The 26,233-nt window shown below is 37.8% G+C and carries 25 protein-coding genes; 13 read left to right on the top strand and 12 right to left on the bottom strand.

The window, feature by feature from the left end; genetic code table 11:
• Nucleotides 1-2 precede the first annotated feature (2 nt).
• Complete coding sequence (locus WA249_RS13580) at nucleotides 3-1,028, bottom strand: alpha/beta fold hydrolase (protein WP_336169424.1); 1,026 nt, start codon at nucleotides 1,026-1,028, stop codon at nucleotides 3-5.
• Nucleotides 1,029-1,312: 284 nt separating this feature from the next.
• On the opposite strand from WA249_RS13580, the gene WA249_RS13575 reads away from it, so the two are divergent.
• Complete coding sequence (locus WA249_RS13575; RefSeq protein ID WP_016138926.1) at nucleotides 1,313-1,927, top strand: carbonic anhydrase; 615 nt, start codon at nucleotides 1,313-1,315, stop codon at nucleotides 1,925-1,927.
• Between the two features lie 35 nt (nucleotides 1,928-1,962).
• Here WA249_RS13575 and WA249_RS13570 read toward each other — a convergent pair whose 3' ends face one another.
• Complete coding sequence (locus tag WA249_RS13570) at nucleotides 1,963-2,586, bottom strand: arylesterase (protein WP_336169423.1); 624 nt, start codon at nucleotides 2,584-2,586, stop codon at nucleotides 1,963-1,965.
• A 44-nt stretch (nucleotides 2,587-2,630) separates the two neighbouring features.
• On the opposite strand from WA249_RS13570, the gene WA249_RS13565 reads away from it, so the two are divergent.
• Nucleotides 2,631-3,323 carry an ABC transporter ATP-binding protein gene (locus WA249_RS13565; protein ID WP_005802976.1) on the top strand — a complete coding sequence of 231 codons (693 nt, stop codon included), beginning with the start codon at nucleotides 2,631-2,633 and terminating at the stop codon, nucleotides 3,321-3,323.
• A gap of 3 nt (nucleotides 3,324-3,326) precedes the next feature.
• On the top strand, nucleotides 3,327-5,786 hold the full coding sequence (locus tag WA249_RS13560) for an ABC transporter permease (RefSeq protein ID WP_336169422.1): 2,460 nt from the start codon (nucleotides 3,327-3,329) through the stop codon (nucleotides 5,784-5,786).
• A 1-nt stretch (nucleotide 5,787) separates the two neighbouring features.
• Here the strand turns inward: WA249_RS13560 and WA249_RS13555 are convergent, their stop codons facing one another.
• On the bottom strand, nucleotides 5,788-6,597 hold the full coding sequence (locus WA249_RS13555) for a rhomboid family intramembrane serine protease (RefSeq protein ID WP_336169421.1): 810 nt from the start codon (nucleotides 6,595-6,597) through the stop codon (nucleotides 5,788-5,790).
• Nucleotides 6,598-6,673: 76 nt separating this feature from the next.
• Between WA249_RS13555 and mtgA the strand changes: the two genes are divergently transcribed.
• Both mtgA and ppk1 read left to right on the top strand, forming a co-directional pair.
• Complete coding sequence (gene mtgA / locus WA249_RS13550; RefSeq protein ID WP_336169419.1) at nucleotides 6,674-7,351, top strand: monofunctional biosynthetic peptidoglycan transglycosylase; 678 nt, start codon at nucleotides 6,674-6,676, stop codon at nucleotides 7,349-7,351.
• A gap of 105 nt (nucleotides 7,352-7,456) precedes the next feature.
• Nucleotides 7,457-9,535, top strand: a complete 2,079-nt coding sequence (ppk1, locus tag WA249_RS13545; protein ID WP_016138921.1) for a polyphosphate kinase 1 — start codon at nucleotides 7,457-7,459, stop codon at nucleotides 9,533-9,535.
• Between the two features lie 59 nt (nucleotides 9,536-9,594).
• On the opposite strand, the gene WA249_RS13540 is transcribed toward ppk1, so the two are convergent.
• Nucleotides 9,595-9,723: a hypothetical protein gene (locus WA249_RS13540; RefSeq protein WP_081399186.1), complete on the bottom strand. Its 129-nt coding sequence runs from the start codon at nucleotides 9,721-9,723 to the stop codon at nucleotides 9,595-9,597.
• A gap of 57 nt (nucleotides 9,724-9,780) precedes the next feature.
• On the opposite strand from WA249_RS13540, the gene WA249_RS13535 reads away from it, so the two are divergent.
• Nucleotides 9,781-10,371 carry an SPOR domain-containing protein gene (locus tag WA249_RS13535; protein ID WP_336169545.1) on the top strand — a complete coding sequence of 197 codons (591 nt, stop codon included), beginning with the start codon at nucleotides 9,781-9,783 and terminating at the stop codon, nucleotides 10,369-10,371.
• 29 nt (nucleotides 10,372-10,400) lie between these two features.
• Here WA249_RS13535 and oxyR read toward each other — a convergent pair whose 3' ends face one another.
• From oxyR to rubA, 4 genes are all read right to left on the bottom strand, one after another.
• On the bottom strand, nucleotides 10,401-11,309 hold the full coding sequence (oxyR, locus tag WA249_RS13530; protein WP_003653052.1) for a LysR family transcriptional regulator OxyR: 909 nt from the start codon (nucleotides 11,307-11,309) through the stop codon (nucleotides 10,401-10,403).
• A gap of 6 nt (nucleotides 11,310-11,315) precedes the next feature.
• Nucleotides 11,316-12,260 carry an esterase EstB gene (gene estB, locus WA249_RS13525; RefSeq protein WP_336169417.1) on the bottom strand — a complete coding sequence of 315 codons (945 nt, stop codon included), beginning with the start codon at nucleotides 12,258-12,260 and terminating at the stop codon, nucleotides 11,316-11,318.
• Between the two features lie 53 nt (nucleotides 12,261-12,313).
• Nucleotides 12,314-13,495: a rubredoxin reductase RubB gene (gene rubB / locus WA249_RS13520; protein WP_336169416.1), complete on the bottom strand. Its 1,182-nt coding sequence runs from the start codon at nucleotides 13,493-13,495 to the stop codon at nucleotides 12,314-12,316.
• A gap of 94 nt (nucleotides 13,496-13,589) precedes the next feature.
• On the bottom strand, nucleotides 13,590-13,754 hold the full coding sequence (rubA, locus tag WA249_RS13515) for a rubredoxin RubA (RefSeq protein ID WP_000760495.1): 165 nt from the start codon (nucleotides 13,752-13,754) through the stop codon (nucleotides 13,590-13,592).
• Between the two features lie 436 nt (nucleotides 13,755-14,190).
• On the opposite strand from rubA, the gene WA249_RS13510 reads away from it, so the two are divergent.
• Nucleotides 14,191-14,631, top strand: coding sequence for an SRPBCC family protein (locus tag WA249_RS13510; RefSeq protein ID WP_336169415.1), 441 nt, complete (start codon nucleotides 14,191-14,193; stop codon nucleotides 14,629-14,631).
• Between the two features lie 53 nt (nucleotides 14,632-14,684).
• Here WA249_RS13510 and WA249_RS13505 read toward each other — a convergent pair whose 3' ends face one another.
• Nucleotides 14,685-15,173: a YqiA/YcfP family alpha/beta fold hydrolase gene (locus WA249_RS13505; protein WP_042898226.1), complete on the bottom strand. Its 489-nt coding sequence runs from the start codon at nucleotides 15,171-15,173 to the stop codon at nucleotides 14,685-14,687.
• 258 nt (nucleotides 15,174-15,431) lie between these two features.
• Between WA249_RS13505 and lysS the strand changes: the two genes are divergently transcribed.
• From lysS to cysN, 5 genes are all read left to right on the top strand, one after another.
• Nucleotides 15,432-16,961, top strand: coding sequence for a lysine--tRNA ligase (gene lysS / locus WA249_RS13500; RefSeq protein WP_016138915.1), 1,530 nt, complete (start codon nucleotides 15,432-15,434; stop codon nucleotides 16,959-16,961).
• Between the two features lie 189 nt (nucleotides 16,962-17,150).
• Nucleotides 17,151-18,596, top strand: coding sequence for a capsule assembly Wzi family protein (locus WA249_RS13495; RefSeq protein WP_336169412.1), 1,446 nt, complete (start codon nucleotides 17,151-17,153; stop codon nucleotides 18,594-18,596).
• 254 nt (nucleotides 18,597-18,850) lie between these two features.
• Nucleotides 18,851-18,982, top strand: coding sequence for a hypothetical protein (locus WA249_RS13490; RefSeq protein WP_336169410.1), 132 nt, complete (start codon nucleotides 18,851-18,853; stop codon nucleotides 18,980-18,982).
• The gene (gene cysD, locus WA249_RS13485) at nucleotides 18,975-19,883 is read left to right on the top strand and encodes a sulfate adenylyltransferase subunit CysD (protein WP_336169408.1); all 909 of its coding nucleotides are present in this window, start codon (nucleotides 18,975-18,977) and stop codon (nucleotides 19,881-19,883) included. Before WA249_RS13490 ends, cysD begins: the two co-directional genes overlap by 8 nt.
• A 30-nt stretch (nucleotides 19,884-19,913) precedes the next feature.
• Nucleotides 19,914-21,527, top strand: coding sequence for a sulfate adenylyltransferase subunit CysN (gene cysN / locus WA249_RS13480; RefSeq protein ID WP_336169406.1), 1,614 nt, complete (start codon nucleotides 19,914-19,916; stop codon nucleotides 21,525-21,527).
• A gap of 52 nt (nucleotides 21,528-21,579) precedes the next feature.
• Here cysN and WA249_RS13475 read toward each other — a convergent pair whose 3' ends face one another.
• The gene (locus WA249_RS13475; protein ID WP_336169404.1) at nucleotides 21,580-22,128 is read right to left on the bottom strand and encodes a DUF2239 family protein; all 549 of its coding nucleotides are present in this window, start codon (nucleotides 22,126-22,128) and stop codon (nucleotides 21,580-21,582) included.
• 221 nt (nucleotides 22,129-22,349) lie between these two features.
• Here WA249_RS13475 and WA249_RS13470 point away from each other — a divergent pair, with 221 nt between their 5' ends.
• The gene (locus tag WA249_RS13470; RefSeq protein WP_336169402.1) at nucleotides 22,350-22,862 is read left to right on the top strand and encodes a hypothetical protein; all 513 of its coding nucleotides are present in this window, start codon (nucleotides 22,350-22,352) and stop codon (nucleotides 22,860-22,862) included.
• Nucleotides 22,863-22,903: 41 nt separating this feature from the next.
• On the opposite strand, the gene WA249_RS13465 is transcribed toward WA249_RS13470, so the two are convergent.
• Together WA249_RS13465 and WA249_RS13460 are read right to left on the bottom strand one after the other, a co-directional pair.
• Nucleotides 22,904-24,241, bottom strand: a complete 1,338-nt coding sequence (locus WA249_RS13465) for a CitMHS family transporter (RefSeq protein ID WP_336169400.1) — start codon at nucleotides 24,239-24,241, stop codon at nucleotides 22,904-22,906.
• Nucleotides 24,242-24,809: 568 nt separating this feature from the next.
• The gene (locus tag WA249_RS13460; protein WP_336169398.1) at nucleotides 24,810-26,135 is read right to left on the bottom strand and encodes a hemolysin family protein; all 1,326 of its coding nucleotides are present in this window, start codon (nucleotides 26,133-26,135) and stop codon (nucleotides 24,810-24,812) included.
• Nucleotides 26,136-26,233 lie beyond the last annotated feature (98 nt).

Here is a 26,233-nt window from a genome sequence, read left to right as displayed (position 1 = left end):
ATTTAAGGTGTGGTCGTTTTTGAAGTCTGATTTGTTTCTACTTTAAGTAAAAACGGTACATATTGTTGAATAACCAGCTGCTCAGCTTCCAATATTGGCATATGGCCGACATTTTCTAAAATAACCGGAGGCTGGGCATTCTTTAAAAGTCGTTTTAGTTCACTTGCTACTTCTACGTTAATAATCTTATCTTGCTTACCCCATAGAATGAGTGTCGGTGCATCGATTGTTTTCGTGAGCACTGCAAATGAATCGGGCGTGTAGACTTTATTGAGTGCAATAAGCTGATCAACCAGTTTTTGCGTTTGAGGCGCTTGATTAATCATGAGCTTTTCTTGAGCTTCCAGAAACTCTTTAGGGATAAATGGCGGGTTAAACATGGTTTGCTTTAACAAATAGTTAAAGTCTCCCTTTTTAGACACTAACAGCTGTTTTAAGTAGACAGGATCTTTTAAATAAATTGTATTTGCAGAACGGAAAATACCACCACTATCAACCAAGAATAGACTTTTGGTTTCAAATGGATATTGTCCAGCATAGAGTAGGGCAATTGAGCCACCAAGTGAGTGGCCAGCAATATGGATTGGACCTTTTAAATTTGCGGCTTCGACAAAACGTCGTAATTTTTCAGCAAGATTAGGAACTGAATAATCAAAGTCTTGCGTAACAACAGTTTCACCACTGCCAGGTAAATCTGGAATAATTACATGATAATTTGCTGTAAGATAACGGGCGACACGGTTCCAGTTATCACGACTCCCACCTAATCCATGGATGAGTAACAAAGTAGGTTTAGTGGTAGAGCCACCTTCACTATATGACCATTTTACATCGCCAACTTTTAAATTTTTACTGTGTAAACCTGCCCAACTGCGCTCTTGCTGCAAAATATTCTGAAAGTTTATATCCATCGTATCAGCTGCTTGCGTCTGAAAAACACCTGTTATTGTTGTAAGGCTACAAGCCAAGGCAATTGCCATAGCTGTTTTCTTTATGGTCGTTTTGGTTGATACAAACAGCGTCGTCATAAGATTTCATCCTTGAGACATAAGCGAGTTTAAGAATTATTGAAAAAACTTGCTAATGAGTCATTTGCCAAATGATCAAAAGGAGAAAAATTATAGTCAATCCATTTGCGAAAGTATGTCTATTTTTTCACTAAACAGTAGAAAATGTGCAGTAAATTCTACATTCAAATAGAGGAGGTATTTTTAAAATTTTTATGGAAAAGGATTTAATTTTTTGTCAGTGACATTCAAATTTTGACACATTAAAATGATTTCCAACCTTGGAAGAACAATGGAAATATAAAATGCCTACTGCGCAAGAAGTTTTAGATCGTCTGAAAGCGGGTAATCAACGATTTGTAAATGGAAATACTTCCCTTGCAAAAACCTTATCGCATCATGAACGTGCTGAAATGGCAAAGGATCAAAATCCGTTTGCGATTGTATTAGGTTGTTCAGATTCGCGTGTACCCGCAGAAATGGTATTTGACCAAGGTCTTGGTGACTTATTCGTAATTCGTGTTGCGGGTAACGTCGTTGCACCTTCACAAGTCGGTAGTGTTGAGTTCGCGGCAGAGCGTTATGACTGCCCAGTTGTTGTTGTATTAGGACATAGTCATTGTGGCGCGATTCAGGCGACCATTGATACATTAATGAACCCTGATCAGCCACCATCATCTAACTTAATGTCGATTGTGAACCGTGTTCGTCCATCAGTTGAAATTTTAATGCAAACTGATTTAAAAAATGATTTGAAGAAACTTTCATGTCATGCGGTACGTTCAAACGTTTTTGCTTCGGTAAATCAATTACGTCACGGTTCAAGTGTGCTTGAAAGCTTGATTGCACAAGGTAAATTAATTGTTGTTGGCGCTGAATATTCGCTAGAAACTGGTGAAGTTACTTTTTTTGATTTCTGATTATATTAAAAATAATGCTTAAAGATAAAAGGTGCCTACAGGGCACCTTTTATATATGGATAAGCTAAATTAAGTAACTTTGACTGCGCTTGAGCATTGGGATGAATCAAGTCATTTTGCATAAGCTGTTTTTGCCCTGCGACACCATCAAGCAAAAATGGCAGTAACTTCACCTGATATTTTTGGCTGACAACTTTATAATTATTTTCAAAAGCTTTGCTATAGGCAGTTCCATAATTAGGCGGAATTTTCATTCCAAAAAGAACAACTTGAGCTTTTTGCTTTTGGCTCAATTGAACTAGTTGAGCCAGATTTTGTTGAATCATTTGTGGTGGTTGACCACGTAAACCATCATTCCCACCTAATTCAATGACTACTACATTTGGCTGGTAGGTCTGTAATAACTTAGGTAATCGGGCTAAAGCTCCGCTAGTTGTTTCTCCACTAACACTTGCATTGACCACTTTGTGTTGTTTGGGATACTGTTGGTCTAAACGTTTTTGCAGTAATTGTACCCAACCTTGTTTGGGATCAATTCCGTAACCGGCACTAATACTATCTCCTAAAATTAAAATAGTTTTCGCCGATACAAGCATGGGCAGCATACTTAATGAGATGAGCATGATGCTTTTGGAACCAATCAAAAAAGATTTATACATTTGTACTTCGACCCTGATTCTGAATACATAGGACTTTTTACATCATGCCACAACCCATCATTGCTGCCCATCAAGTTACACAAACTATTCAGATTAACCAAAATCAGTTTACGATTTTAAAAGATATCGATTTAGAGATTTTTGAAGGGGAGCAGGTGGCAATTACTGGGCGTTCTGGCTCAGGTAAATCAACATTACTGGGAATTTTGGCAACTTTAGATCAACCATCTGAAGGTGAAGTTTGGTTGTGCGGTCAAGCTGTTCATCAATTAACAGAGGAACAACGTGCCCAAATCAGAATGCAGCATATTGGTTTCGTATTTCAGTCTTTTCAACTTTTACCTCAGTTGAGTGCGCTTGAAAATGTAATGTTGCCCTTACGATTACGTAAGGATTTTGATTATAAAACCGCCGAGAAAAAAGCTTTAGATTGGTTGCATCGAGTAGGTCTTAGTCGACAAGTTGAACAAACACCTAAAGTCTTATCTGGAGGGGAGCAACAACGTGTGGCGATTGCACGAGCTCTTATTGCAGAACCACAAATTATTTTTGCGGATGAGCCTACTGGAAACTTAGATGGTCAGACAGCACAAGAAATTGAAAGTTTGCTCTTTGATTTAAATCGAGAGTTAGGTACGACTCTGATTTTAGTGACCCATGATCGTAATTTAGCAACCCTTTGTCAGCGTCATGTTGAGTTAGATGATGGCCGACTAAAGACAGTACAGGGTGGTTAAATTATGCGTAATCTTTTAAAACCGCTCTTCCTACAAAGTTTTCGTACGGGTGGATTATATCTACTGATCATTGCTCTATCGCTTGCGATTAGTGCAACCACAGCCCTGAAATTTAGTAATGACCAAGTGAAAAATGCTGTCAGTTTACAAGCTTCGCAAATGTTGGGTGCTGATTTAGTTCTGTCGAATAATGAACCTATCGAACAGTCGTGGAAAAAAAGGGCAGAGCAGTTGGGTCTGAAACAAACCAATGTGACCATGTTTAGTTCGATGGCGCATACCCAAGATCAGTTTGTCATGGTCAATGTAAAAGCGATAGAACCTGCATTTCCACTAAGAGGACAGCTTGAAATTGCGCCAAAAACTCAAGCGATTCAATCTGGTGAAGTTTGGCTAAGTCAAAGAGCAGCGGACTTACTAAAAGTAAAAAGGGGAGATACTGTTTCTATTGCCGATGGTACCTTTCGTTTTAGTGGCGTGATTGTGCGTGATTCAAATCAGGAACTCGGTTTTTCAGGTTTTTCTCCAACGGTTATTATTCATCAAGCTGATATTGCCAAAACTCATGCAATTCAAACTGGCAGTAGAATCGATTATCGACTGTTAATGTCTGGTCAACCTGAACAAGTTCAGGCATTTTCAAAGCAATTTAAGCAACAGCATCAACCTTCTAAAGAACCAGATGAAACGGCAGGTTTGCGTTTACGTGATGCGAGTGAATCAAATAGTCGGTTATTACGCCCACTTGAAAACCTAGATACCTTTTTGCAATTAGCCAATATTTTAACGATTTTGTTGTGTGGAATTGCCATCGCTTTAACGAGTCAAAGATATGTTCAGCAAAACCAAGATCATATTGCACTTCTCAGATGCTTAGGAGCCAGTAAGTTCCAAATTTTATGGGCCTATATTGGATTGCTTGGTATTGTCAGTACGATTTCAATTGTGATGGGCAGCCTATTAGGTTTAGTCATGGGGTATGGATTGCTGCAACTTATGCTGCAATTAATTCCTCAATTAGAGTTAAGTTTTTCGCTAATACCACTTTTACTTGGGCCTTTACCAATCGCTATTTTTACGAGTGTGATTGTGCTGCTCGGTTTTATTTTGCCAAGTATTTGGGAGCTTTTAAATACGCCTCCAATTCGGGTAATTCGCGAAGAAGCCAAATCTCGTAAATCTTTATTCTTTATGTTTTTTGCTGGTATTAGTAGCCTGATTGTCTTTAGTTTGGTGTTGAGTGAAAACTTGATGCTCAGCATTATGGTTCTGGCTGCGATTATTGTTCTTTGTATTTTGCTGTATATCGTTGTTTGGCTATTGCTTCGTAGTTTAAAAAAGATGAAAAATCGTTTGTCTTTTTATATTCGTTCGCCCTCACAAAGTGCCTTACAAATTACTGCATTGGCTTTAGGCTTAAGCCTCATTACGGTACTTAGTGTATTAAGGACGGATTTATTACAGCGTTGGCAGCAACAGCTTCCTGAAGGGACTCCTAATCAATTTGTATATGGTTTACCTCCATTCGATTTAAAACCTTTTGAGCAACAATTAAAGTTACATGGTTGGCAAAGCACGCCGCTCTATCCAAATATCCGAGGCCGAATGGTAGCAAAGAATGATGTGCCTTTTTCAGAAGAAGCCATAAAACAAAATAATTCTTTGCGCCGTGAGTTAAATCTGACGCAATCGGATCAATTACCGAATGACAATGCCATTACAAAAGGACAAACCCAGTTTAATGGCGTGGGGCAAGTTTCAGTCGAAAGTAAAACTGCCGAAAGTTTAGGAATCCAAATTGGAGACAAACTGACCTTTGGTCTGCCAGAAGGTACGTTACAAGCTAAAGTTGTGAATTTTCGCAGCGTAGAATGGGAAAGCTTCAACCCTAACTTTTTCTTTATTTTTTCACCTAAAACCTTAGACGAAAATGCTGGAAGTTATTTGGGTAGTTTTTATGTACCCAAGCAAGACCAACCCAAAATGATCAACATTATTCAGCAATTTTCAAATACAGTATTTATTGATGTTGATCGAATCTTGGATGAAGTAAAACGCTTAATGAATGTTTTGGTCAAAATTGTGACTGTATTAGCTGCCTTAGTCGGGTTTTCAGGCGTATTAGTACTGATTGCATGTTTAAACCTATTAATGGACGAGCGACGCCGTGAGGTTGCTTTACTACGCTCATTTGGTTTATCTAAAAATAAAATGAAGCAGATGCTTAGTTTTGAGATTGGTTTTTTGGGATTGTTAGCAGGCATAGTAGCCTGCTGTTTTGCAGAAGTGATTAGTGCGATTGCTAGTTATAAAATGAATATGGCAATACAGTGGCATTATGAAATATGGCTGATTTTACCCCTTGGCATGATGCTGGTTTGCGCGTTGATTGGTCGATATCGACTAGGTTACTTGTGTAACTTACCGCCATTACAAAGTTTACGCGAGCTAAACCAGATTTAAATTAGGGAATAATTCCAGGATTTTGGATGATGATTTCATGCCATAACGGAAGCAAAGGTGCGTTGAGTTGTATACAGTACATATAAAAACCACCTGTAATGATTACTGCGCCTAATAATCCTAAAATTTTGAGCGTATTTTTTAACTTGCTGACATAGCTTAAGTACCACATCAGTGCAAGCAATGTTCCAATCATCATGCCGCCAATATGTGCGGCATTATTAATGCCAGTTGCGACAAAACCAAAAATAAGGTTGATTGCCATAACCATTAATAATGCTTTTTTATCGAGTATGTAAGCTTGATGAGGCAGTGGTGGAAATAAGGAAAGTACTGTTAACGCAGCACCTAATCCCATCACGGCGCCTGAAGCACCTGCACTGACATGGGGAAGTAAGCTCTGATCAAAATGTTGCAGTAATACATGTCCATTTTGAATGGTCATATAGCTACTGAGAAGACTACCGAATAAGCCAGCAAGTAAATACAGACCAATAAAATATAACCGACCAAATAAAGCTTCAGCGACATTACCAAAAATATATAAGGCCCACATATTTAACATGAGATGAACTAAACCAAAATGAAAAAACATGCTGGTAAATAAGCGTTCGGGCTGTCCAGAAAAAGTAAGTGGTGTAAAATCAGCTCCCCAATGAATAGCATCTTTCATGGCTGGATCGCTAATATCGACGCCAGATAGAATTTGCCAGACAAACAAACCTACGTTAATTGTGATGAGCAGGGCGGTCAGCCACCAAGTTTGTACATTGAGTTTACGATTAATGTGCGGAGGCTGATATTGAGTCATGCTATGCTTTTGTTATATATGAACATGCTTTACAGCTTAACATGAAAAAAGTTGAATACAGGAGATCAAGACGAACATGAAAGCTTTTATTGTTCGCGTGTTGTTAATTTTTATTGGGGCGATTCTCCTTATTCAACTTTGGATTTTTTCGAGTTTGGTCTGGTGGCGTACGCATGATGTAGATACAACCATGTTCATGCGAATTGATTATTGGTCTGATACTTCTGAGCCAATCATTCATGAATGGCGTAACTATGATGATATTAGCGATAATTTCAAACATGCAATTTTAGCCGGTGAAGATGCAAAATTTATTCATCATCATGGGTTCGACTGGCAGGGTATTCGTTTTGCCCTTGAGCGTAATAATGAGGAGGGTGAAGTTGTTGCTGGTGGTTCTACCGTATCTCAACAACTTGCAAAGAACTTATTCTTATATAATAAGCGTTCATTTATTCGTAAAGGCCAAGAGACTGTCGCGACTTGGATGATGGAGCGGATGTGGACAAAACACCGAATTCTTGAGGTGTATATGAATTCGGTAGAGTTTGGAAAGAATCTATATGGTATTGAAGCGGCTTCTCAATATTATTATGGTAAAAGTGCTAAAAGCTTAACGCGTGAGCAAGCTGCTTTCTTAGCCGCATTATTGCCTGATCCGAAATATTATCAAGATCACCGTAACGATCATAAACTACAATATCGAAAACGCGTTATTTTACGTTATATGAATAGCACCCAAATTCCTGAATAATGCTGTTTTAAAGATGTATTATTTTTTTGGTTTTTACCAAATTGTCATATTTTTGCAGCATACTGGTTTATAGAGATTTTGGCTGGATAGAGAATAGAGTTAGACATGAATACAGCGATTACAGCAACGACCCCAATAGAATATAGTTATAATGACCGTTATATCAATCGTGAATTGTCTATTCTTGACTTCCATTTGCGTGTATTAGAGCAAGCGGTAGACCCTTTACATCCATTGCTTGAGCGAATGAATTTTTTGCTCATTTTTTCTCGTAATCTCGATGAATTCTTTGAAATTCGTGTTGCAGGAGTGATGGAACAATTCTCTCTAGGCAATGAAAGCCGTAGCCCTGACGGTCTTACGCCAAGACAGGTTTTACAAAAAATATCTGAAACAGCTCATGCTGCGATTGAGCGTCAATATCGTATTTTAAATGAGCAAATTTTACCTAAACTACGTGAAGAAGATATTTGCTTCCTACGTCGTGGTGAGTTAACTCCAGCCCAGTCTGCTTGGGTAAAAAAATATTTTCAGGAACAAGTTGCACCTGTATTAACTCCAATTAGTCTAGATCCAGCACATCCATTTCCTCGACTTGTTAATAAAAGCTTGAACTTCATTATTACGCTTGAAGGTAAAGATGCTTTTGGTCGTCAAATTGATTTGGCTGTTGTGCCTGCGCCACGTTCATTACCACGCGTTGTACGCCTACCAGACGAATTAACTGGTGGTAAAGAACATCACGTGATGTTATCGGCAATTATCCATGAACATGTGTCTGATTTATTCCCTGGAATGACAGCAACTGGATGTTATCAATTCCGTGTTACACGTAATGCAGACTTAGCCCTGAATGAAGATGTTGAAGACTTAGCTAAAGCATTAAAAGGTGAATTAAGTTCTCGACGTTTTGGCCGTGCAGTTCGTTTGGAAGTAACCCATAACTGCCCACAGCATATTTATGAGTACTTACTTGAAGAGTTCGATTTAACTGATGAGCAATTATATAAAGTTGATGGTCCAGTAAATTTAGCGCGTCTGGTTTCAAATTTTAAACGTCCTCATTTGCGTTATGACTCGCATACGCCGGTTGTGCCTAAAGTGTTTAAAAAGACCGAGAGTATTTTCTCGGCAATGCAAAAACAGGATATTTTACTGCATCATCCGTTTGAGTCTTTTGCACCAGTTATTCAATTGCTACGCGAATCTGCACGTGATCCGCAAGTATTAGCAATTAAGCAGACGTTATATCGTAGTGGTGCTGATTCTGAAATTGTGCAAATTTTGGCTGAAGCAGCACGTAATGGAAAAGAAGTTATTGCAGTTATTGAATTACGTGCTCGCTTTGATGAAGAATCAAATATTGAAGTAGCGAACGTTTTACAAGAGGCTGGGGCAGTTGTTGTTTACGGCATAGTCGGTTATAAAACTCACGCCAAAATGATCATGGTTGTGCGCCGTGAAAATAATAAATTGGTACGTTACGTTCATTTAGGAACGGGTAACTACCATGCGACGAATGCGCGAATTTATACGGATTATGGTCTCATGACCACGGATAAAGATCTGTGTGAAGATGTACACCGTATATTCCAAGAATTGACCGGTATGGGCAAAATGGCGAAATTGAAAAAGCTATTACATGCACCATTTACCTTACATGCTCAGCTCATTAACTTTATTGATGAAGAAATTGCTAATGCTAAAGCAGGACGTAAAGCTCAAATTATTGTTAAAGTAAATGCATTAACCGAAGTCCAGTTAATCAATAAATTGTACGAAGCTTCTCAAGCGGGTGTACAGATTGACCTGATTATCCGTTCGATTTGCTGTTTACGTCCAGGTTTGCCTAACTTATCAGAAAACATTCGAGTGCGTTCAATTGTAGGGCGTTTCCTTGAGCATACTCGCGTTTATTACTTCAGTAATAATGGCGATGCACGTATTTATTGTTCAAGTGCAGACTGGATGGACCGTAATTTATTTAATCGTGTAGAAGCGTGTTTCCCTGTTGAAGACCCTGCGTTGAAAAAACGTATTTATCAACAAGGTTTGGTGAACTACTTACAAGATAATCAACAAGCATGGCTGCTACAAGGTGATGGTACTTGGATTCGTGCTGAGCCAGCAGAGGGTGAAAAATTGCATAATGCACAAAGGGCATTATTGGAAATCATTAAATAATGAGTTCATAAGATTAAATAAAAGCCGACATTTTGTCGGCTTTTTTAATTGACTGAAATTCAAAGTAATTTAGTTAGTTTTTCTAAATGGTTGCTGGATAAACGATAATAATTTGAAGCACTGCAATATGTTTTGAAAATATGTGATTTTTTACATAAAACATTGAATTTTAAAAATATACAAATCACGAGAAATCTACTTTAATACGCCGCATTAAATATACTTAACTTTGGTAAATGAATAAGATGCAATGCTTTATTAGAAGTTTACTTATTAAAATACTTTTGGGGATAATACCAGTGACCGCCTATGCTGATCAGAAGTGTTATGGAGATATCATCGTATTTCAAAGGTTTGATGATCAAGCGATATATCCTTATTTTGTAAACTCATCTAATGAAAAAGCTAATAAAAGTGGAGAGAAAAATAAAAAAATAATCATCCAAAAAAGAAAACCAAAACAAGATGAGTTTGTAGCCCAAAAGAAAATTGAAGATACCCGCACCAAGAAAGTAGAAGAAAAGAAAAATTTTGAGAGTAAAAAGCAACTTGATACAGCTGTCGCTAAAGAAATTTTAGAAAATGGTGAAAAGAAATGGATGGTACAAGTGGCGCTAGCTGCTAATCAAAATAAGGCAAGTACGCTTCAGTCGCAGTTAGAAGCAAAAGGGTACAAGGTTGTAACGAGTGCAACGACTAAAGGAATACGAGTTATGGTAGACCCTGCAAATGATTATGCCATTGCACAAATTATTAGAGAAAAAATTATTGCTGATAATAGTTTGAATATGCCATCTGCTTGGGTGTTTAAGTGGGCATCTTTAACGCCGCAATAAAATAAAAAGGAGTCCGAAGACTCCTTTTTTTATTCATGTATTCTTGTGGTGATCTTCTGCATAATTTGCAGTAATACATCGAACTCACTTTGCAATGGTGTACTTTTACGAGTCACTAAAGCTAAAGTACGGCTCGGAGCATCTTCAATTGGTTTTGCAGTAATCTGATCATTAAACTTGATCATACTATTTTCAATTGCAATTTCTGGTAAAAGCGTAAAGCCTAAATCAGAAGAAACCATTTCAACTAACGTTGGTAAAGAACTTGCTTTTAAACGGTTGTCGTTTTTACGCTCACCGATAGGGCATGCACTTAAAACGTGGTCACGTAAACAGTGGCCTTCTTCAAGCAAAATTAATCTTGATAAATCAAGATCATCTAGAGAATTTGCTTGAAGAGCATTTGTATCTTGTTTACTACATACAAGGTACAAATTTTCTTTCGAAATTTCAGCGACTTTTAGACCTCTAGTGTCAAACGGTAGAGCAAGAACGATCATGTCTAGATTACCGTGTTCCAGACGCTCTACAATTTTTTCACTTTGTGCTTCATGTAAATGCAGCTGAATTTTAGGTAGCTGCTGATGCACTTCATTAAGTAAGCGTGTCAGGATAAAAGGTGCAATGGTTGGAATAACACCCAAGTGCAAATCACCCGTTAACGGCTCACTCATTTCACGGCTCAAACGCATTAAATCTTGAGCATCTGCTAGTAGTACACGGGCACGAGCAACGACTTGTTCACCTAAAGGTGTTAAACGCACATTCTGACGATCACGTTCTACCAGAACGCCACCTAATAAACGTTCAAGCTCCATGATGCCGCCTGATAACGTCGATTGAGTGACAAAAGAGCGGCGTGCTGCTTCAGTAAAATGCAAAGTTTCCGACAACGTAACTAAATATGATAGCTGTCTTAGTGAGGGTAATGCAGCCATAGTGTCCTAGTCTGATGATTTAAAATGATGCGCAAATAAACCGCTAAGCTGTGGAATAAAATGTGCAGGGATATCATGCCCCATTCCATCAATTAATTCAAACTTAGCACCGGAAATTGCTTTTGCTACAGCCTTACCGTGGCTAGGTGGAAGTAAGCGATCGCGAGAGCCATGTAAGACTAATGCGGGTTGCTTAATTTCACGGTCCAGTTGAAGTAAGGAGCCTGTACATAATATTGCTAAAAACTGCTGAAGTACACCAGCAGGATAGTAGCTACGTTGATAAAGCTTACGCGCAGTTTGTATTGCTTCAATCTGGTTGATATAACCAGGTGAACCAATCAATTGAAATAGTTTTAAACTGTGGTTAACAATACCTTCTTCGTCACGTGTCTCGGGTTTGCCAATTAAACTCAAAAGTTGTTTCGGAAAAGGTGGTGGTAAAAAGGGCTGGTTATTGCTTGTAAACATAAGCCCTAACTTCTCAACCTTTTCTGGATATTTTGCTGCAAGAATTTGAGCAATCATTCCACCCATTGATGCACCAATCACATGTGCTTTGCTCACGCCTAAACGATCAATAAGCATAGACACATCGTCTGCCATATCATGCAGCGTATAAGGTGCACCCTGATTAGTTAGCCCTAATGCAAAGCGGCCCATCAATTTGACAGTATTTAAGCGTTTACCTTCATGACGTACTTTCGAAGAAAGGCCAATATCACGGTTATCAAAACGAATAACACGAAATCCTTGATCAATCAGCGATTTACAGAAGAAATCTGGCCAAAAAAGCATTTGGGCACCAAGACCCATAATAAGCAAAATGGTTGGATGTTCTGGTTTTCCACCAACTTCTACATGTAATTCAATTCCATTGCCTAAGTTGACTTTGGTTTCTTGCATGAAAGATGTGTAAGGTGAAATGTTAAACTGTAAGGCGCTATTCATGTTATTCATTCCTTAAAGGAATACTCTCTAAGTGAGTATTCCTGATACAAACCTTATGCTTGGGCTGGAATAAGATCTGGAACAAGCTTTGTTAAAGTTAAGCGTTGTTTACCTGCGGTTGCACCTAACAATACAAAACCACGCAATGTTCCTTCATTGTCAATTGCTTTGGCAAGCATACCATCGTCGAACTCTTCTGTTTCCCAGTTCACTTCCGCATCAACTGGAGCTGGCAAAACTGTAAGTGGAGCAGCTGGCGTTTTTACTGCAACTGGCATAGCAGGGTAGTGCACAGCAGTTTGTTGTCCACTGAGTGTCTTCGCGAGGGCACGAGCTTGTTGCATAATCGGCATTACATATGGCAGTAAAGTACCATTTACCTCTGCACAATCCCCAATTGCATAGATGTCTGCTTGATTTGTTTCCAGTAAACCATTGGTAATAATTCCACGGCTTGTTTGAATATCTGCACTTTTAGCAAGTGAAATATTTGGCTGTAAACCAATTGCAGAAAGAACAAGGTCCGCAACCAATGTTTGTCCGTTTGCGAGTGTTATCGCATAATCTTCGCCATTATTAATTTTGCTTACTTTTTCAACCGTAGTTCCAAGTGCAAATTTTACTCCTGCTTCCTCAAGATTTTGCTGGAAAGCAGAAGCAATATGTCCTGGAAGTAAACGACCCAATGGTTGCGGAGCCAAATCAATCACAGTGATGTCATATTCACTATGAAGTAAGTCATTGGCAAATTCACAACCAATTAAACCAGCACCCAAAATAACAACACGTTTATCTTTACGCTGAGCTAGATTTTCACGGAAAGCGCGGTAATCAATCAATGAGTTCACAACATGAATGTCATTACTACCATCACCTGCAATTGCAAGGCGAATTGGGTTAGCACCCACAGCTAAAATCAGTTTTGAATAGGGTTGCTTTGACGTTACACCATCTTTTTCTAAAACAAGTTCATGGTGTTCAGCTAAAATCTCTTTTACAAAAGTAAAAGGTTCAATACGCATATTGAGTTGAGTACCCATTTTAGCAGCATCGCCTAAAGGAATTTGTTCAGGTGCTTTTTTACCTGCAAATGCATTTGATAATGTTGGCTTTGCATAGTTCACTGCATCATCCGCACAAATCATCACAAGTTCTTGCTCTGGGCTAAGCTTACGGAACTCACGTGCTAAGGTATAACCCGCCATGCCTGATCCGATAATGACGATAGGATGCATTTTTTTCTCCAGAGTTAGAATTATTTATTTAATACGGTGATTGGTAATATTCGTAAAAAAGACCATGTCTATCATGGCCTTTTACTTTATGTTCTTAGATTTCGATCATTTCGAAGTCAGCTTTTGAAACGCCGCAATCAGGGCAAGTCCAGTCATCAGGAATATCTTCCCATTTTGTTCCAGCTGCAATGCCGTCTTGTGGCCAACCTTCCGCTTCGTCATAAATCCATCCACAAACGATACATTGATATTTTTTCATGAGACTCTCCGCACTGATAAGTTTGCTCAAAGCTGCCTTTCAGTAAAACTATTCCATCTATTAATAATGTAACTACGATCCGGTCAATAATAACCAATGTGCCTTTGATCGGATATCAAATTTTTACGCAGTTCTACATTCAAAGTAAAGTAAATAACGGAGTTTAATCATTCGTAAGCAAAGATGAATGGCAGGTTAGGACAAATAACTGGTTATTTAGGCAAAACTTCGCCATAAACGAATAATAACTAATGCATTCTTATAATTAATTTTATTTTTGAAAATATTATGAAATAAAGAGTGTCTAATCATTTAAAAGATTCATCTCATTTGAAAGCTAAATAACAACAAACTACGACGCTCCAGAATGTCATGATTAAAACCGAAAATTAAAATTTGCTGTCATTTAAGACGGTATAAATCAGGGAAGTGAAATATGGAAAATTTAGTATATGAAGTGGAAATTGATGCTCCTATAGAAAAAGTGTGGGACATACTTTGGAATAGCGAGACATATAACGCTTGGACGAAATTCTTTGCACCAGATTCTTCTATGCGTACTGACTGGCAAGTAGGTGGTAAAACTTATTTTCTTGATGGTGAAGGCAATGGGATGGTTTCTACCATTGAACAAATGCAAAAACCGGAAATATTGATTTTTAAACATTTAGGCATGATTAAGGAGGGTAAAGAAGATTTAGAAAGTGAAGAGGTTAAAGGTTGGAGTGGTTCCTTAGAAAAATATTTTCTAAGCCAAAAAGATAATATAACCACCTTAAAAGTTGAATTGGCCACCTTACCTGAATATATGGGCATGTTGAAAAGTGGCTTCGTTCAAGGTTTTGATGTGGTTAAAAAAATGGCAGAAGCAAAATAGAGCTTCTTTTATTCACCTATAAACCATTTTTTCTATAATCAAACGATATAAATCTAAGCCAAATATTTTTTATAAATTTTTATAATCAGATCATTAATTCGAGAAGGATAGGCCAAACGATGATGTCCACCTTCAAACGTTTCAATATTCATGTAGGGTGCAAGTTTTTCTTGAACCTGATACATATCCAGTTGCTCATCTCCTAATTCTAAATAGGCCATTTTAGGATTAGAGAGAGTGAGTTCCTCTTCAGAAAGCTGAGGGTAGTCTTCCCGAAAATTAGGTGTAAGACTTGGATTTGCCACAATCACAGCTAATTTATGTTGAGCAGCAGTTTTTAGTGCCCAGTAGCCTCCAATGCTATGGCCCACCAATAGATCTGGTTTGATCGTCTGAATCGCCTGATGGTAAAAGTACTCAACAGATGCATAACTTAAGTTACGATAATCGACGTCAATACAAAATTTTTCAGGATGTAAAATGGCATGGAACTTTGTCGATTCACGGGACGAATCCAAGCCATGTAAAAATAGAATTTTCATTATTTACGACACAATCTCATTGATAAAATAAAAGGCAAATAGGGCCTTTCGAATATCGAGGTTATTTGGATTTTTTTATATTTTACTAAATGCTTTAAAAAATGATCTTAGCGATTGGTCTAAGTCATTTTGCCTTTAAAAAGTAGTGTTTTGTTCTATAAAATTGTCTTTTTTCATTTTTGTTTGATTGAAATCATTCGAAAAACTCCCGCAATCTGTTAGGATATAGCACTTAATTTTTACTTAATCGAGGCAGAGATGACGCAACAAAACGCTCAATCGACTTCTGAACCAACTATTTCCGAAAACGATTTAATTGCACAGCGTCATGCCAAATTAAAGCAAATCCAAGATGTTGCGAAGGAAACTGGAAAGAGTCCTTGGCCGAATACGTTTAAGCGTGAACATTACGCTGCTGATCTACAAGAACAATTTAAAGATCAGTCGAAAGAACAAATTGAAAGCGCTGAGCATGTCTATGTGAAAATTGCTGGTCGTGTCATGTTAAACCGTGGTTCTTTCATGGTTATTCAAGATATGACAGGTCGTATTCAGTTATATGTTGACCGTAAAGGTTTACCAAAAGATATTCTTGAGACCATTAAAGGTTTAGATCTTGGTGACATTATTGCTGCCGAAGGTTATATCGGACGCTCAGGAAAAGGTGACCTATATGTTCACCTTGAAGGTTTTGAACTTCTTACAAAATCTCTTCGTCCTTTACCAGATAAATTCCATGGCTTAAATGACACAGAAGTTAAGTACCGTAAACGTTACCTTGACTTAATTGTGAATGAAGAAACACGTAAAACTTTTGAAATCCGTGCCAAAGTTGTTGCAGGTATTCGAGCATTCTTAAACAATGAACGTTTCATGGAAGTTGAAACGCCAATGATGCACGTGATTCCGGGTGGTGCGTCTGCACGTCCGTTTGAAACACATCACAATGCTTTGGATATGCCGTTATTCTTGCGTATTGCACCTGAACTTTATTTAAAACGTTTAGTTGTTGGTGGTTTTGAACGTGTGTTTGAAATTAACCGTAACTTCCGTAATGAAGGGGTATCAACGCGTCACAACCCTGAATTTACAATGATCGAGTTTTATCAAGCTTATGCTGATTATAAAGACTTGATGCAATTAACTGAAAACATGCTTGAAAAGCTGGCTTTGGATATTTTGGGTACAACTGATGTGCCTTACCAAGGTGAAGTGTTTAGCTTCAAAGGGCCATTCAAGAAAATCTCTATGTCTGATGCGATTTTAGAGAATAATCCACAGTTTACACCTGAAAATGTTGGTGACCGTGAGTTCCTTGCTCAATTTATTCGTGAAGAGTTAAAAGAACAAGTTAAGCCTGGTTTTGGTTTAGGTAAACTTCAAACGATTGTATTTGAAGAAACTGTTGAAACCAAACTTCGTCAGCCAACATTTATTACTGAATACCCAGCTGAAACATCTCCACTTGCTCGCCGTAATGATGATAATCCACATATTACTGATCGTTTTGAGTTTTTCATTGGTGGTCGTGAATTGGCAAATGGTTTCAGCGAGTTAAATGATCCAATCGATCAGGCTGAGCGTTTCCAAGCCCAAGTTGCAGAAAAAGATGCTGGTGATGATGAAGCAATGCATTACGATGCAGAATTCGTTGAAGCGCTTGAGTATGGTTTACCACCTACCGCAGGTGAAGGTATCGGTATTGATCGTTTGGTCATGTTATTTGCCGATGCTCCAAGTATTCGTGATGTGATTTTATTCCCGCACATGCGTCGTAAAGAAGGTTAATCTTCTCTAAAGGCAAAAAAGGCAGTATTTATACTGCCTTTTTTTATTACTTTTATATCTCAAAAACTTACCTATTTAAACCAATCTTAAAATAGCGTTAAAAAATGTAATTGCACAGTTTAACAATTGCAAAGTTCTGATAAAAAAACTAATGTGTTGCTCATAAATAACTTTGAGAATTGTGCTGACATGTTTCTAAGAAAAACACTTTCAATTGCATTATTAGCAGCTGCCTCTTCAGCTGTTTTTGCACAAGGTTTAGTGTTAAATGATGCGAATTTACGCGCAGATTTAAACTGGTTAAATCAACAAGGTGTCATTCAAATCAGCACCTCAACCTGGCCATTAAGTGGAGATGAAATTCAGCGTGCCTTATCTCAGGCAAAAATTAATAATAATGCGCAGCAAAAAGTTGTGGATTCAGTAAAGCATGCTTTAGATGCAGATAATGAAACTGTGAAGCTTGGCGTATTTGCTGAAACTGATCAAAAAGCAATGCCCCATACTTTTGCTGATCAACAAAATGCAAAATATCAGCTTTCTGCCGAGTTTAATGCAGGTGGAGAAAATTGGGATGCTAAACTCCGTGTTAATGCAGAAGATAAATTACTTATTAAGAATAACCATAAAGTAAATGTTGAAGGTTCATATTTGGCGGGGAAATTCTGGAATCAATGGGTGATTGCTGGACAAGTTCCAACCTATTGGGGTCCTGCACATGATGGTAGCTTGATTCGTGGAGATGCAAGTCGTCCTGTGTATGGTGTGACCATGCAACGTGCTGTACAAGACGCTTTTGAAACAAAATGGTTATCTTGGATTGGACCTTGGCAATATCAATTATTCGCTGGACGATTACAGGATTATGAATCTGATCCAGGGGTTAAATTATTGGGCATGCGTTTGACTGCACAGCCTTTACCTTATCTAGAATTAGGCGCATCTCGAGCAATACAATTTGGCGGTGGCGATCGTTCTGAAAACTGGGACCGTTTCTGGAAAGCAATAGTTGGCCATGACAATGTACAAGATGGTAGTGAAGATCCATCAAATCAATTGGGTGGATTTGATGCCCGTTTATCTTTACAGCCTTTATTACAGATCCCTGTAAGTATATATGGGCAGATGATTGGTGAAGATGAAGCAGGTTATTTGCCTGCAAAATGGATGTATCTTGCAGGTACAGATTTTTCATCAGTTTATAAAAATATGCCATATCAACTGTATGCAGAATGGGCTGACACTCGTACAAATCTGGGAGAAAAGACAGGAATTTCTTATACACATTATGTATATCATGATGGCTTTTACCAACAAGGTTTTCCATTAGGTCATGCTATGGGCGGTGACGGTCAAATGTATTCAGTAGGGGGGAATATCAGCTTTGATACGATGAATCGTTTAAGTGGACGTGTTCTTTATGCCAAAGTGAATCCATTAAGCCTTACTGTCAATCAGGCTTTTCCTGAGAAGGATACAATTAAAGGATTAGACCTGACTTGGACGCATTATATAAAACCAACACTTCCATTAAAAATTAATGGTTGGATAACAGACTCAGATCGTAATGGTCGAGATAATGGAGTTTCTGTAGGTGTAGAAATTCCATTAGAACGTAAAATGTTTGGTTTCTAAGATTAGATCATGCTTTAGAAAAGAGAAGCTATTAAGGCTTCTCTTTTTTTATGGCTTTTAGAGAAATCTAAAGAGCAGATCATGATTTGCTTAAGTTGGCTACACAGGCTACGATTGCCAAGTTATGCAAGTGAATCAGCATATTATATGTATATGATGAAATCGAATATCAATATGAAAAAACAAGCAAAAGGAATCGGTTTTAAATCACTATAATGCATAACTAATGCTATAAGCCTTATATAGGCTTATAGTTGGATTATCTATCACGAAAAATTGGAGTTGTTATGGCACTCGTTCCTCCACATGGTCTTCTACGTGGTGGTGTAATACCACTTCTAGATTTTATGGGCAAAATGGATAGAGAAGGACGTGTTCATGACTGAATCAAGACTCACACATCTCAAGCAACTTGAAGCTGAAAGCATTCATATTATCCGTGAAGTTGCTGCTGAATTTGAAAATCCGGTCATGCTTTACTCAATTGGTAAAGACTCGGCGGTAATGCTTCATCTTGCGTTAAAAGCATTTTATCCAGCTAAACTTCCATTCCCATTATTACATGTAGATACTGGGTGGAAATTTAAAGAGATGATCGCATTTCGCGATAACATGGCAAAAACGCATGGCTTTGATTTAATTGTTCATCAGAACAAAGAAGGTCGCGAAGCTGGAATTAATCCATTCGATCATGGTAGCTCAAAATACACAGATATTATGAAAACCCAAGCTTTGAAACAGGCTTTGGATAAATATCAATTTGATGCTGCTTTTGGTGGTGCGCGCCGCGATGAAGAAAAATCACGTGCGAAAGAGCGTGTTTATTCATTCCGTGATAGTAAGCATCGTTGGGATCCGAAAAACCAGCGTCCTGAACTTTGGAATCTTTACAATGGTAAAGTGAACAAAGGTGAAAGTATTCGTGTATTCCCTTTATCTAACTGGACTGAGTTGGATATCTGGCAATATATCTATTTAGAAAATATTCAAATCGTTCCTCTTTATTTCTCTGCTGTTCGTCCAGTTGTAGAGCGTAGTGGTACGTTAATCATGGTTGATGATGAGCGTATGCGTTTAAAAGAGGGTGAAGTTCCACAGATGAAGTCTGTACGTTTCCGTACGCTTGGCTGTTATCCATTAACTGGTGCAGTTGAGTCTGAAGCAGATACGTTACCTGAAATTATCCAAGAGATGCTTTTAGCCACGAGTTCTGAGCGTCAAGGTCGTATGATTGACCATGATGAAGCGGGCTCAATGGAAAAGAAAAAGCAAGAAGGCTATTTCTAAGACAATTTCTAAATTTGTGGAGTTTGAGCAATGTCTCATCAATCAGAATTAATCAGTCAAGATATCTTGGCCTATTTGAAGCAACATGAACAAAAAGACCTTCTGCGCTTTTTGACTTGCGGTAACGTAGATGATGGTAAAAGTACTTTAATTGGACGTTTACTCTACGACTCAAAATTGATTTACGAAGATCAATTGCAAGCTGTAACGCGTGATAGTAAAAAAGTAGGAACCACAGGTGATGCACCAGACTTGGCATTGCTTGTAGATGGTTTGCAAGCTGAGCGTGAGCAGGGTATTACCATTGATGTGGCTTACCGCTATTTTTCAACGGAAAAGCGTAAGTTTATTATTGCTGACACACCTGGGCATGAACAATATACCCGTAACATGGCAACAGGTGCATCAACAGCTGATCTTGCAATTATCTTGATTGATGCGCGTTATGGTGTGCAAACACAAACACGTCGTCATACTTTTATTGCAAGTTTGCTTGGTATTAAGAATATTGTTGTTGCCATTAATAAAATGGACTTGGTTGAATATTCACCTGAACGCTTCACTGAAATTCAGATTGAATATGATGCTTTTGTAAGTCAATTGGGCGATCGTCGTCCAGCCAATATTCAATTTGTACCGATTTCTGCTTTAAATGGCGATAACGTGGTAAATGTTTCTGAGCATACAGCTTGGTACAAGGGTCAAACCTTGATGAACATTCTTGAGTCAGTTGAAATTAGTCGTGAATCAAACAAACACGAATTTCGTTTCCCTGTTCAATACGTGAACCGTCCAAACCTCGATTTCCGTGGTTTCGCTGGTACTGTGGCTCTAGGTGAAATCAATGTGGGTGATGAAATTGTTGCATTACCATCAGGTAAGCGTTCAACAGTTAAAGAAATCGTAACATTTGATGGAAATCTGGACCAAGCTGTTGCGGGTCAAGCCGTTACATTAACGTTGAATGATGAAATTGATATTAGCCGTGGCAATGTATTAGTACGTGCAGGCGAACAGCCATTAATTTCTCGCAGTGTTCGTGCTTCAGTAGTATGGATGAATGAACATCCACTAGTGAAAGGCAAGTTGTACAACGTTAAAATTGGTACACAGACTGTTCCTGCCAAAGTAACTAACATTCACTATCGTGTGAATGTGAATACGCTTGAGCATACTCAGGTTGAAGAGCTTGAGTTAAATGCAATTGCAGACGTTGTTGTTGAGTTTGATGCACCAGTTGTATTTGATCAATATCAAGATTCACGATATACAGGTTCATTTATTTTCATTGATCGTTTAAGCAATGTAACGGTTGGTGCGGGTATGGTTGAGTCTGCGGTAGAGTGGACTGCACATAGCAATCCTGTTACTGCTGAAGATCGTGCTGCACGTCTAGGTCAAAAACCTGCGGTGATTGGGATTTCTGCACAGTTAATCGAGAAAGCTCAAGTTTTAGAAAGCTTATTGATCCAACAAGGTGTAGTTGCGATTGCAAAAGCCAACTTAACTGCTGAGCAAATTATTTTATTGCGTGAGACAGGTGTTGTGGTTATCACTACGGTTGTGGATGGCATAGATACAGAAGTTACTGCTGAAACGATAGAAGAAGCAGTTGAAAAAGTTGTGGAATTAGTCCGTCTTTAGTAGATTGAATTGATTTTGAAAAACCCGCGGAAGCGGGTTTTTTTTATTGGGTTTAGAAAATACTTTGAGTTTTTAAAGTTAAATATTCTCTTAAATCTTTAGGATAGCTCTGAATCATCTTTAAAAATATATCTCGATCACCTTGATATAAGGCGCGTGTTGCTTCCTCGTAATTTGGCATATTACCCAACATGGCAGACATAAAACGGTCGATGGCTTGTTTAGCGAGCATAATATTACCTTCAGAATTTGGGTTATTTAACTCTTTATCAATTAACTTACGAATTACTGCTGATGCACTCGCACTTTGTTGATCTAACCAATCCCAATGTTTTTTCTGTAAAGTGATTTCACGAGAAATTACTCCGAGTTTAGGTCGTCCAACTTTTTTAATTTCTTCCGGTTCAGCATAACGTTGTTGAAATTCTTGTTCTGAACCAGAAAGATCAAGATCAATTTGTTGACCTGTTTGATCATTAAAAATCAGAATATTTTCCGTTGTTTTTGGAAGATCTTTGAGTTTTTTTGCAAGTTCAACTAGGGAGTCACTCGCAATAAGCGTGCTTCCAGTGAAAGCAGTATAGGTGATTTTAGTATTCATTTTAGCTGTATATTTTATCTGGGTAAAACTATATTATCTGGGTAAAATTAATTTTGCAAATAATTAAAATTATAACCAAAGAATTATCTGATTTTATGAGTGTAGTCTCTGAAGTTAGAACTATAAAAATAGTCAAGTTAATAGGCTATTTAAAATTTTACTCTGCTTTAGTATCGCTTTTATGAGAGAATATGCCTTTAGTTTTATGTATAAGGACTCCTATGTTTGAGCAATCTCCTGAATCTCTAAGCGATATCGAAATTTTAGACATTTTACAGTCTATGAAAAAAGATAAGCTTGATACGGAAGCAAATGAGATTATCCGTAATGGGGGGAAAGCTGGGCGTCAAGAAGCACATAAACAGGCTTTAGTTGCATTAAGCGCAAACTTTGAAGACAAGTTTGTAGAAGCTGCTACGTTGGCATTAGGCTTGAATTCAGGTCAGGCGAAAAAGATTCGTTATAAAAAAGACCGTATCCGTATTTTTAAAGCACGTGGTCTTGATTATTTAGCGATGGATGGGGCAGAAACCGCTCAGGTTTTAGCTCAAGTTGCTCAAGCGATTAGTCGTGAAGATGCGATCGTGACTGAGGGTCTACACAATATTTTTCCATTTTGGAAAGAAGGTTGGCCAATGGTGCAATTCGATAATGCCTATAAAATTTTAGAAGAAGACATTACATTGCATTTTCACATTGTGTTAGATCACTTAATTGAATATGTACAGAAATAAAAAAAAGCCCCGTTTGGGGCTTTTTTATTGCATATGAATAATTAAAGCGTGCTAAAGAGTGGGAAAACACCAATCACTAAAGCGGTTCCCATCAATACCATACAAGTTATAAATGCCCACTTTAAAGTGAACTTTTGATGGTCAGCAAAATCGACTTTAGCAAGACCACATAACAAATAGGTTGATGGAACAAGAGGTGATAGCAAGTGTACAGGTTGACCTACAATCGAAGCGCGAGCAATCGCTTCTGCACTAATACCATAATGTGAAGCAGCTTCAGCAAGAATAGGTAAAACGCCATAGAAGAAAGCATCATTTGACATAAAGAATGTCAAAGGCATACTTACTAAAGCAGTAATCGGTGCAAGGTATGGGCCCATGCTCGGAGGAATCATTGCGACGAACTCTTTAGACATCGCCTCAACCATACCTGTACCAGATAAGATACCTGTGAAAATACCCGCTGCGAAAATTAAGCCCACAACAGCTAAGACACTGTCTGCATGCATTGCAATACGTTTTTTCTGCATATCAACATCTGGGTAGTTAATGAGCATTGCGATACAGAACGCTATCATGAACAATACAGACATAGGCAAAATGCCTTTGATCAAAGCAATCATAAGAATGATTGTGAGCACCATATTTACTTTGCGTAAATGTGGGCGAGTCGCTTCAGGATCTTTCGATACGGTAATATTGTCGCCATGGTGACTTTCAAGCTCAATAACGCCTAAACGTTTTTGCTCGTAACGACCATATAAATATGCCAAGAAGAATAACCAACCAATACTAATGACCATAGGAAGAATCATTGGTACAAAAATGTGGCTTGGATCAATTTGCAGGGCGCTTGCAGCACGAGCTGTAGGCCCACCCCATGGTGTTAGGTTCATTACACCACTACATAACAGCATAAGTGCAGTCATGATGAGTGTATTCATTCCTAAGCGTTGATAAAGTGGCAGCATTGCAGCTACACAAATCATATAAGTTGTTGAGCCATCACCATCTAAAGAAACCATTGTGGTTAAGAACACGGTTCCCATTGTGATTTTTAAAGGATCACCTTTAACCTTTTTCAAAATCCATTTAACCGGTGGATCGAAAAGACCTGCATCGATCATTAAGGCAAAATATAAAATTGCGAATAAAAGCATTACGCCAGTTGGCGCTAATTTTTTGATGCCTTCTAGCATCATCTCACTGAGACCTTTGAGTTCAATGTGACTCAAACTTTCAAAGTAGTGACCTAGGCCCCAGGCAATAAGAGAAAAAATAAATGGGATGAGAATTAAAGCAATAATAGGGCTTAAACGTTTGGACATGATTAAGTACATGAAGCACAAAATCATGCCAACACCAAGTAATGTCAGCATACAATCAATCCTTTGCCTATAGTTTTACTGAACAAGTTTATTCAAAACTCTGACCTTGGTTATTCTTATTAATTTTTATTAAAAAGACAAATAATATATTTAGTTTATTTGGTTAATATATATTCAGTTGGAGAGGTATATTTAGGCGAAATACTGAACATATATATTAGGATTATAGTAAGCATATAATAAATATAACTCATTATAATGGATTATAAAGGTTTTATAAAAATAAAAATTATATGATATTTTTTTTCATTATATATGTTTTGATGAGTAAGATGAGAAGGAGAACCATTTAAAGACTGGCTTTGAGCTAAGTTACATAAGTTTGGTGGTAATGTAAATTGGGGCTTAGTCGCTTCGTGCTAATTGGGATATATGGATTATTCTATTATTTTTCAGTGTTTAAGATTTAATATAAGTGATGATTTAAATAATATTGCTTTTAGATTAAAAGAGCAACTTGAATTTATGAATCTAAAATAATTATTACATATATTTGAAAAATTTATTTAGATTAAAAAACACCCCACATAAAATTGTGAGGTATTTAAATTAATATAAATCAGTTTTCATCAATTGATGAATGTACTTCGGTTTGTTCTAAAATTCGAGTTACAAGGAGCTGGTCAATTTTAAAATGATCAACATCGACTACTTCAAACTTGTATCCACCAAATTCTACAAAATCTGCTGGACGTGGAATTTTGCGTAGGCGGTACATCATGAAGCCTGCTAATGTTTCATAATTTTCTTCATCAGGCATTTCGTCAATTTCAAGTGCGTGTCTTAAGTCATCGATTGGTGTGCTGCCATCAATTAACCATGAGTTATTATCACGTTTAATGATTTGCTGGTCTTCCTCAATTGGGGTTACCCAGTCGCCCATAACTGTAATCATAATATCGCTTAAAGTAATAACACCAACGACAAGCGCATACTCATTTATTACAACCGCAAATTTTTCTTTTGTAGAGCGGAAACGATCAAGTAATTCCGAAAGGGTTAGGGTATCGGGAATCATCAAAACAGTACGAATGGTTGTTTCATTCAATTGTGTTGGAGATTGATTATTTAAAATGCGAACAAGAAAGTCTTTGGCATCGACGTAACCAATGACCTGATCAATATTTTCATTACATACCAAAAATTTTGAATAAGGATATTCTGCTAGTTTTTGGCGAATGCTATCTTCGTGTTCATTTAAAGTGAAATAAACAACATTTTCACGTGTAGTCATGCTCGAAGGTACGTTGCGTTCTTCTAATTCAAAAACATTCTCGATAAAGTGATGTTCTTGTTTTTGAAGTACGCCTGCTTGAGCGCCTGCATCCATTACTGCTGAAATATCATCAAAAGTAATGTTGTCTTCTCGGGTTGTATTCACTTTAAATAAACGGAATAGCAGGTTGGCAATTGCATTAATTCCCCAAGCTAAAGGTTTGCAAACCTTAATAAAAACCTGAATTGGATTAATAACACTAATTGCAATTTTTTCAGGTGCAATCATAGCCAAACGTTTTGGCATAAGATCGGCAAATAAAATAAACAGTGATGTCACTAAAGTAAAAGATAGGGCAAAGCCGATTGTTTGTGTCCAGGGACCTGCGTAGAAGCGGTCCACTAAAGTGACGAAATAAGGACGAAAAGCAGCTTCACCTAAAATACCGCCTAAAATCGCGACTGCATTTAGACCAATTTGAGAGGCTGCAAAAAAGTCAGCAGATTGTTCTTGTAAATCTAGTACTTGTTGGGCACGTTCTTCACCCGCTTCGGCTAGAATTTTTAGCTTAACTTTTCTGGCACCGGCTAGTGCAATTTCGGTTAAAGATAAAAAGCCTGCTCCGATGATAAGCAGTACGATGATAATGATATTTTGAAAGAGACTCACAAATCACCTGAGATTCATCATTATTATGACTATGTTTTAACATAAAAAAGCGCTGAGGTAATCAGATTGATTGCCCAGCGCCTGAAATCGACAATTAA

The organism is Acinetobacter sp. 161(2023), from assembly GCF_037027805.1.
Classification (GTDB): domain Bacteria; phylum Pseudomonadota; class Gammaproteobacteria; order Pseudomonadales; family Moraxellaceae; genus Acinetobacter.
Note: the sequence above shows the minus strand (reverse complement) of the source record. Positions and strands in the feature narration are given on the sequence as shown.

Coding starts and splice junctions, on each gene's coding strand:
- rubB (WP_336169416.1), bottom strand. CDS start 13,495: ATGCATCCTATCGTCATTATCGGATCAGGCATGGCGGGTTATACCTTA.
- oxyR (WP_003653052.1), bottom strand. CDS start 11,309: ATGGCTGCATTACCCTCACTAAGACAGCTATCATATTTAGTTACGTTG.
- WA249_RS13580 (WP_336169424.1), bottom strand. CDS start 1,028: ATGACGACGCTGTTTGTATCAACCAAAACGACCATAAAGAAAACAGCT.
- WA249_RS13570 (WP_336169423.1), bottom strand. CDS start 2,586: ATGTATAAATCTTTTTTGATTGGTTCCAAAAGCATCATGCTCATCTCA.
- WA249_RS13475 (WP_336169404.1), bottom strand. CDS start 22,128: ATGAATACTAAAATCACCTATACTGCTTTCACTGGAAGCACGCTTATT.
- WA249_RS13565 (WP_005802976.1), top strand. CDS start 2,631: ATGCCACAACCCATCATTGCTGCCCATCAAGTTACACAAACTATTCAG.
- WA249_RS13505 (WP_042898226.1), bottom strand. CDS start 15,173: ATGAAAATTCTATTTTTACATGGCTTGGATTCGTCCCGTGAATCGACA.
- WA249_RS13535 (WP_336169545.1), top strand. CDS start 9,781: ATGCAATGCTTTATTAGAAGTTTACTTATTAAAATACTTTTGGGGATA.
- lysS (WP_016138915.1), top strand. CDS start 15,432: ATGACGCAACAAAACGCTCAATCGACTTCTGAACCAACTATTTCCGAA.
- WA249_RS13495 (WP_336169412.1), top strand. CDS start 17,151: ATGTTTCTAAGAAAAACACTTTCAATTGCATTATTAGCAGCTGCCTCT.
- WA249_RS13465 (WP_336169400.1), bottom strand. CDS start 24,241: ATGCTGACATTACTTGGTGTTGGCATGATTTTGTGCTTCATGTACTTA.
- WA249_RS13575 (WP_016138926.1), top strand. CDS start 1,313: ATGCCTACTGCGCAAGAAGTTTTAGATCGTCTGAAAGCGGGTAATCAA.
- cysN (WP_336169406.1), top strand. CDS start 19,914: ATGTCTCATCAATCAGAATTAATCAGTCAAGATATCTTGGCCTATTTG.
- WA249_RS13560 (WP_336169422.1), top strand. CDS start 3,327: ATGCGTAATCTTTTAAAACCGCTCTTCCTACAAAGTTTTCGTACGGGT.
- ppk1 (WP_016138921.1), top strand. CDS start 7,457: ATGAATACAGCGATTACAGCAACGACCCCAATAGAATATAGTTATAAT.
- cysD (WP_336169408.1), top strand. CDS start 18,975: ATGACTGAATCAAGACTCACACATCTCAAGCAACTTGAAGCTGAAAGC.
- WA249_RS13510 (WP_336169415.1), top strand. CDS start 14,191: ATGGAAAATTTAGTATATGAAGTGGAAATTGATGCTCCTATAGAAAAA.
- WA249_RS13470 (WP_336169402.1), top strand. CDS start 22,350: ATGTTTGAGCAATCTCCTGAATCTCTAAGCGATATCGAAATTTTAGAC.
- WA249_RS13555 (WP_336169421.1), bottom strand. CDS start 6,597: ATGACTCAATATCAGCCTCCGCACATTAATCGTAAACTCAATGTACAA.
- rubA (WP_000760495.1), bottom strand. CDS start 13,754: ATGAAAAAATATCAATGTATCGTTTGTGGATGGATTTATGACGAAGCG.
- estB (WP_336169417.1), bottom strand. CDS start 12,260: ATGAATAGCGCCTTACAGTTTAACATTTCACCTTACACATCTTTCATG.
- mtgA (WP_336169419.1), top strand. CDS start 6,674: ATGAAAGCTTTTATTGTTCGCGTGTTGTTAATTTTTATTGGGGCGATT.